Source organism: Nocardioides sp., assembly GCF_051876515.1.
In the GTDB taxonomy this organism is placed as follows: domain Bacteria; phylum Actinomycetota; class Actinomycetes; order Propionibacteriales; family Nocardioidaceae; genus Nocardioides.
Map to the genome: position 1 here is coordinate 1 of NZ_JBJEHY010000213.1, position 6,132 is coordinate 6,132.

A 6,132-nucleotide genomic window follows, 5' to 3' on the forward strand; every position below is an offset into this window, starting at 1 on the left:
GCGTCGATGATGATGCCGGCCGAGTTGGGGGAGTCCCAGACCTCGAGCTTGTACTCCAGGTTGAGCGGCACGTCACCGAACGCGCGACCCTCAAGGCGCACGTACGCCCACTTGCGGTCGTCGAGCCACGCCACGTAGTCGGACGGGCCGATGTGGACGTTGCGGTCGTCCGCGCCGACGCCGGACAGCGGACCGGACAGGTTCGACGTCACGGCCTGCGTCTTGGAGATCTTCTTGGACTCCAGCCGCTCACGCTCGAGCATGTTCTTGAAGTCCATGTTGCCGCCGACGTTGAGCTGGTACGTACGGTCCAGCACCACGCCGCGGTCCTCGAACAGCTTGGCCATCACGCGGTGGGTGATGGTCGCGCCGACCTGCGACTTGATGTCGTCGCCGACGATCGGGACGCCGGCGTCCTCGAACTTCTTGGCCCACTCGGGGTCGGAGGCGATGAAGACGGGCAGGGCGTTGACGAAGGCGACGCCCGCGTCGATGGCGCACTGCGCGTAGAACTTGTCGGCCTCCTCCGAGCCGACCGGCAGGTACGAGACCAGCACGTCGACCTCGGCGTCCTTGAGCGCCTGCACCACGTCGACGGCCTCGGCGGCCGACTCCTCGATGGTGAGCTTGTAGTACTTGCCCAGACCGTCCAGCGTCGGACCACGCTGCACCTCGACGCCCAGGGTGGGGACGTCGGCGATCTTGATCGTGTTGTTCTGCGAGGAGTTGATCGCCTCCGAGAGGTCCTTGCCGACCTTCTTGTCGTCGACGTCGAACGCCGCGACGAACTGCACGTCGGAGACGTGGTAGTCGCCGAAGGTGACGTGCATGAGACCGGGGACGGAGCTCGCCGGGTCAGCGTCCTTGTAGTACTCGACACCCTGGACCAGGGAGGAGGCGCAGTTGCCCACACCCGCAATTGCCACTCGTACCGAACCCATCGGGCTCTCCTTCTCTTGGTTGTGTCACTCGTGGTGCGTGACGTGTGCGGGGGAGTCACCGTCCGCGCCGGCTGAAGGGGTCTCCCCCTGCTCGGCGCGGATGAGCTCGTTGAGCCACCGGAGTTCCCGCTCGACAGATTCCATGCGGTGCCGCCGGAGCTCGGCGGCGTACCCGTCGGTCGACGGGCGCGGAACGGCCTCCATGCGGGAGAGACGTTCCAGAAGTCGGCTGCGGCGCCCCTCGAGCACCCGGAGACGGATCTCCAGGTCGGTGGCGCCGAAGAACGCGAAGCGGACGTCGAAGCTGTCGTCCTCCCACGCGGTCGGGCCGGCCTGCGAGACGAGGTTCTGGAACTCGGTGGTGCCGAGCTCAGTCACCTCGTACACGATGCGCGGGCGCCTGGTCGGAGGACCCACGAGGGGGATCTCCGCGATCAGGCCGCGGCGCGACATCTTCTTCAGGGCCGGGTACAGGGACCCGTACGACAGCAGACGCCGCCAGCCCAGCAACAGGTTGAGCCGCTTGCGCAGCTCGTAGCCGTGGAGGGGTCCCTCGGTCAGCAGCCCGAGGACTGCCAGCTCGAGAAAGTCTCCCCTACGCGTCACCGATCTATCGTAACGATATATCTGCCAGAAACGTAAGCCGGGCCGTACCACGTCGCGCCGCCGGGAGCGGACGGCATGCGGGCCGGGGACGTACTCTTTCCGGCGTGAGTCAGAAGCGCAGGGCCGAAGGTAAGGCCGTCACCCGCAAGCCGAAACCCGCCAAGTCGTGGCGCAAGCGGCTGGGGACGGCGTTCAAGGCCATGGTGATCCTCGGCCTCGTCGGACTGCTGATCGGGGTGGGCGCGTTCGTCGTGCTCTACAACTCCATCGACATCCCCGAGCCCAACAAGGCGTTCCAGGCGCAGACGACCCACGTCTACTACTCCGACGGCGAGTCCGAGCTGGGCACCTACTACGCCGAGCAGAACCGTGAGTCGATCCCGATCTCGGAGATGCCCGAGGACATCCAGAACGCGGTCGTGGCCGCCGAGAACGAGACCTTCTGGACCGACAAGGGCATCGACCCCCGCGGCATCCTGCGCGCCCTGGTCTCCAACACGACCGAGGGCACCACGCACGGAGCCTCCACGATCACCCAGCAGTACGTGAAGATCCTCTACCTGAGCAGCGAGCGCACCTGGGAGCGCAAGGTCAAGGAAGCGATCGTCTCGCTCAAGATCCAGCAGCAGATGAGCAAGGAAGAGGTGCTCGAGGGATACCTCAACACCATCTACTTCGGCCGCGGTGCGTACGGGATCCAGGCCGCCGCGCAAGCGTTCTTCGACAAGGACGCCACCAAGCTGACGCTGCGCGAGTCCGCCGCCCTGGCCGCGATCCTCAACAACCCCTCCAGCTTCGACCCGCGCGGTGGCAAGGAGCACAAGGACCTGCTCCGGGGCCGCTACGAGTACGTGCTCAACCAGATGGCAGAGATGGAGACCATCACCGTCGAGCAACGCGACAACGCGAAGAGGAAGCTGCCCAAGTTCCCCAAGATCGCGGTGCAGAGCCAGTACGGCGGCCAGAAGGGCCACATGCTGGCGTTGGTCAAGGAGGAGCTGATCAACCGCGGCATCGCCAGCGAGGAGGAGATCGACGGTGGCGGCCTGCGGATCACCACCACCTTCACCCAGAAGGCGATGGCGGCCTCCCAGGCCGGGGTCGAGTCGATGCGCTCCACCAAGCAGTCCGACAAGGACCTGCACATGGCCTCCGCGTCCGTGGAGCCCGGCACCGGCGCCGTGCGCGGCTTCTTCGCCGGTCAGAACTACCTCGACTCCCAGATCAACTGGGCCCGCGCGGGCGGCATGGCCGGGTCGACGCTGAAGCCGTTCGCCGTCGCCACGGGTCTGCAGGAGGGCTTCGCGCTCAAGGACACCTTCGACGGCAACTCGCCGTACGTCCTGCCCGACGGCACGGACATGGAGAACCAGGGCAACGCCTCGTACGGCCAGGTCTCGCTGACCACCGCGACCGCGAAGTCGATCAACACCGCCTTCATCGACCTGACCCAGGCGATGGAGGACGGGCCGGAGAAGATCATCGACACCATGAACGCGGCCGGCATCCCGCCGCGTGACGGCGCCGACGAGCCGTACGGCATCCCCACCAAGACCTCGGGCCTCGAGCCCGTCCTCGGCGTGGCGCTCGGGTCGGCCACGGTGAGCCCGATCAACATGGCCAACGCGTACGCCACCATCGCCAACTCTGGCGAGCGGGCCGACGTGCACGTCGTGGAGAAGGTCGTGAACTCCTCCGGCGAGGAGATCTACTCCCACGACGACTCCACCGACCAGACCATCGACGCCGACGTCGCCGCGGACACCATCTACGCGATGAGGCAGGTGATGACCGCCGACGGCACCGGCTCGCGCACGCTCAGCCTCGGGCGCCCGGCGATCGGCAAGACCGGCACCGCCACCCGCGGTGATGGCGGCGTCGCCTCCTCGTGGTTCGCCGGCGCGACCCCGCAGTTGGCGACCGTCGTGATGACGGTGCGCGGCGACGGCGTCGGCGCCCTCGACGAGATCGTCTCCGACGGCGGCTACTGGGTGGGCGACTCGTTCGCCGGTGGCTACTACCCGGCGATGGCGTGGACCGAGATCATGAAGGGGGCCCTCGACGGAGAGCCGGTCGAGGAGTTCCCGGAGCCGGTCTTCATGGACGGCGACGCGCCCAGCCCGGGCCACGAGTACACGCCCCCGCCGCCCAGCAAGACCACCAAGACCAAGACGCCCAAGCCGTCCGACACCCCGACGGAGACCCCGACGGAGACTCCCACGGAGACCCCGACCGACACCCCGACCGACACGCCGACCGACACCCCGACGGACACGCCGACCGACACCCCGACAGGGACGCCCACGGGCACGCCCACCACCACGGGAGGCCCCGGCGGTGGCGGCGGGGGAGGCGGGCTGCTCGGGCAGAGTGCGTCGATGAGCCTGTGGGCCTACCTGACCAGGTCCTGGTGGTTGACCCTGGCGCAGTGAGGGCCGCCCCCTCACGCGAGGACCCGACGGTCGCAGCCCTCTCCGAGTGCGTGGGAGGGCCGGCCGGGCGGCACGGGCTGCCGCACCGCTGGTGGGGTCCGACCCGGGTCGTGGTCGCGCTCGGGACCCTCGTGTGGGTCGCGGGCCTGCTGACCAAGAAGGCCTGCGCCGACGACGCGTGGCTGCGCAGCGGCCCTGCGTACGCGCGGATGTGCTGGAACGACTGGGGCTGGTCCGGCCTCGCCACCGCCGACCGACGCCTCGACGAGCCGCTGCCCCCGCTGCCCGCGGCGGTGGGACGGCTGGCCTCCTGGCTGGCGCAGCTGGTGCCCGCGACCGCCGCCGAGCGCGTCCAGACCGGTGCCGTGGCGACGGTCGTGCTGGTGGCCGTGGTGCTGCTGGCGGCGACCGTGGCGGCGACGCGTACGGACCCGCGCCGTCCGTGGGACGGCGCCGTGGTCGCCCTGGCCCCGCTGGTGGCGCTGACCTGGGCGACCTCGTGGCACGTCCTCGCCCTCGGCGGCCTCGCCGTCGGCCTGTGGGCCTGGGCGAGAGGTCGACCCGTGCTGGCGGGCATCGCGTTCGGCGCCGCGGGCGCCACCATGCTCTCCGCGCTGTCGGTCGTGGTGGCGCTGCTGGTGGTGGCGGCCGGCCAGAGCGGCACCGACCGCCGGCCCGCGTTCTCCTCGGCGGCCGTGCTCCGTACGGTCCTCGCCGCCCTGCTCACCTGGACGGTGCTGGCAGCGCCCCGCCTGCTCACCTCCGACGGCCCCCCGTTCGCCTGGTGGGTCCGCGGCGTCGACGGCGGCTCGGTGTGGCTGGTGCTGACCCAGGGCACCGGGCGCACCTTCTCGGCGGCCGAGGTCACGGTCGTCTCGTCCCTGCTGTGGGTGGCGTGGGCCGCGGTCGTCGCGTGGCTGGTGCTGCGCGCCGACGGGCCGCGGTGGGGCCGTGGGCCGGCAGACGTACGCACCATCGCCTCGGCGGCCCTGCTCCTGCTCGGCGGTGCCCTGGTGCTCGCGCCCTGGGTCCCGCCCGCCGCCGGGCTCGTCCTGCTGCCGCTGGCGGCACTGGCCGTGCCCCGCTGGGGCCCGCTGCTGGTCTGGCAGGCCGCGGAGGCGCTGCACCTCGTGCTCACCGGCTGGTACTACAGCGGCGCGCTCGCACCCGCCGACGGCGGCTACTCGTACCTGGTGTGGCTCGCCATCGGGCTGCGGGTCGCCGCGCTCGGGTGGCTGCTCAGCCGTGCCGTCGTCGGGTTGCGGACCGCGCCCGCGGAGGAGCCGTACGGGTCAGGAGACGGTGATCCGGTCGAAGGTGGTCGCGGTGTAGCGGACCCGCACCTCGACCTCCTCCCCGACCTCGGGGACCCGCGCCCCTGAGGGCAGGAACAGCATCGAGGCCTGCATGTGCGGCGGCTCGGCGAACAGGCGCTGCTTGCCGTCGATGCTGAACGGCGACCGGACGAAACCGACCGCGTCCATGCCGCCCCGGGCCAGGGTGGCGGCTCGCGCCTTGAGCGACGCCTCGCCGGTCGGGGCCTCCAGACCCAGGCCGTGGGCGGTGCCGCCCGAGACGACCAGCAGGTGGCCGTTGCGCGGTGCCGAGCGGCCGCGGTAGCCGAACGCCTCGCCCCGCTCGACCTCGTGCACGTCCAGCACGGTCGCCGACACCCTCAGCGCGGCCCGGTCGCCCAGCCACAGCTGGGTGCCGATGCGCGGTCGGAAGGTGAAGTCCGGGTACGATGTGCGCAGCTGGGTCAGCTCGGCCGCCGTGAGGTGGCTGACGTACACCGTGCGGGTGGGCAGACCGGCGGCGACCAGGTCGTTGACCAGCCGGGTCACCTCGGCCAGGTGCGAGGTGACGTTGAGCGGCAGGTGGACGGCGACGCCGCGGAGCCCCGTCACGCCGGACTCGACGACGAACTGCGCGGCGCGGGTCAGGTCGCGCCGCGACATCCCGTGGCGGCGCATCGACGTGAGCTGCTCGAGGACGAACCGCGCCCGCGGGTCCTGCGAGAGCAGACCCGGCAGGTCCTCGAGCCGGCTCACCGTGTGCAGCAGACGGCGCGCCACGGCGGGGGTGAGGTCGGCGCCGCCCTGGAAGGAGCGCCACGGGGTGAGGACGAGCAGGTCGCCGGCGTACCGGTCGAC

At 70.7% G+C, this 6,132-nt stretch carries 5 protein-coding genes; 2 read left to right on the top strand and 3 right to left on the bottom strand.

The features are described 5' to 3' along the window. Together ACI379_RS15430 and ACI379_RS15435 are read right to left on the bottom strand one after the other, a co-directional pair. The coding region (locus ACI379_RS15430; protein ID WP_439792994.1) for an inositol-3-phosphate synthase at positions 1-941 on the bottom strand (941 nt) is incomplete at its 3' end. A gap of 24 nt (positions 942-965) precedes the next feature. Beyond that, positions 966-1,547: a PadR family transcriptional regulator gene (locus ACI379_RS15435; protein ID WP_439792995.1), complete on the bottom strand. Its 582-nt coding sequence runs from the start codon at positions 1,545-1,547 to the stop codon at positions 966-968. 104 nt (positions 1,548-1,651) lie between these two features. Here ACI379_RS15435 and ACI379_RS15440 point away from each other — a divergent pair, with 104 nt between their 5' ends. Both ACI379_RS15440 and ACI379_RS15445 read left to right on the top strand, forming a co-directional pair. Further along, a complete protein-coding gene (locus ACI379_RS15440) occupies positions 1,652-3,979 on the top strand; it encodes a transglycosylase domain-containing protein (RefSeq protein ID WP_439792997.1) in 2,328 nt (775 codons plus the stop codon). Beyond that, positions 3,976-5,361, top strand: a complete 1,386-nt coding sequence (locus tag ACI379_RS15445; protein ID WP_439792998.1) for a hypothetical protein — start codon at positions 3,976-3,978, stop codon at positions 5,359-5,361. The genes ACI379_RS15440 and ACI379_RS15445 overlap by 4 nt, the downstream gene beginning before the upstream one ends. Here ACI379_RS15445 and ACI379_RS15450 read toward each other — a convergent pair. After that, positions 5,272-6,132, bottom strand: an 861-nt coding sequence (locus tag ACI379_RS15450) for an alanine racemase (RefSeq protein WP_439792999.1), incomplete at its 5' end; no start/stop codon positions are given. The genes ACI379_RS15445 and ACI379_RS15450 overlap by 90 nt on opposite strands.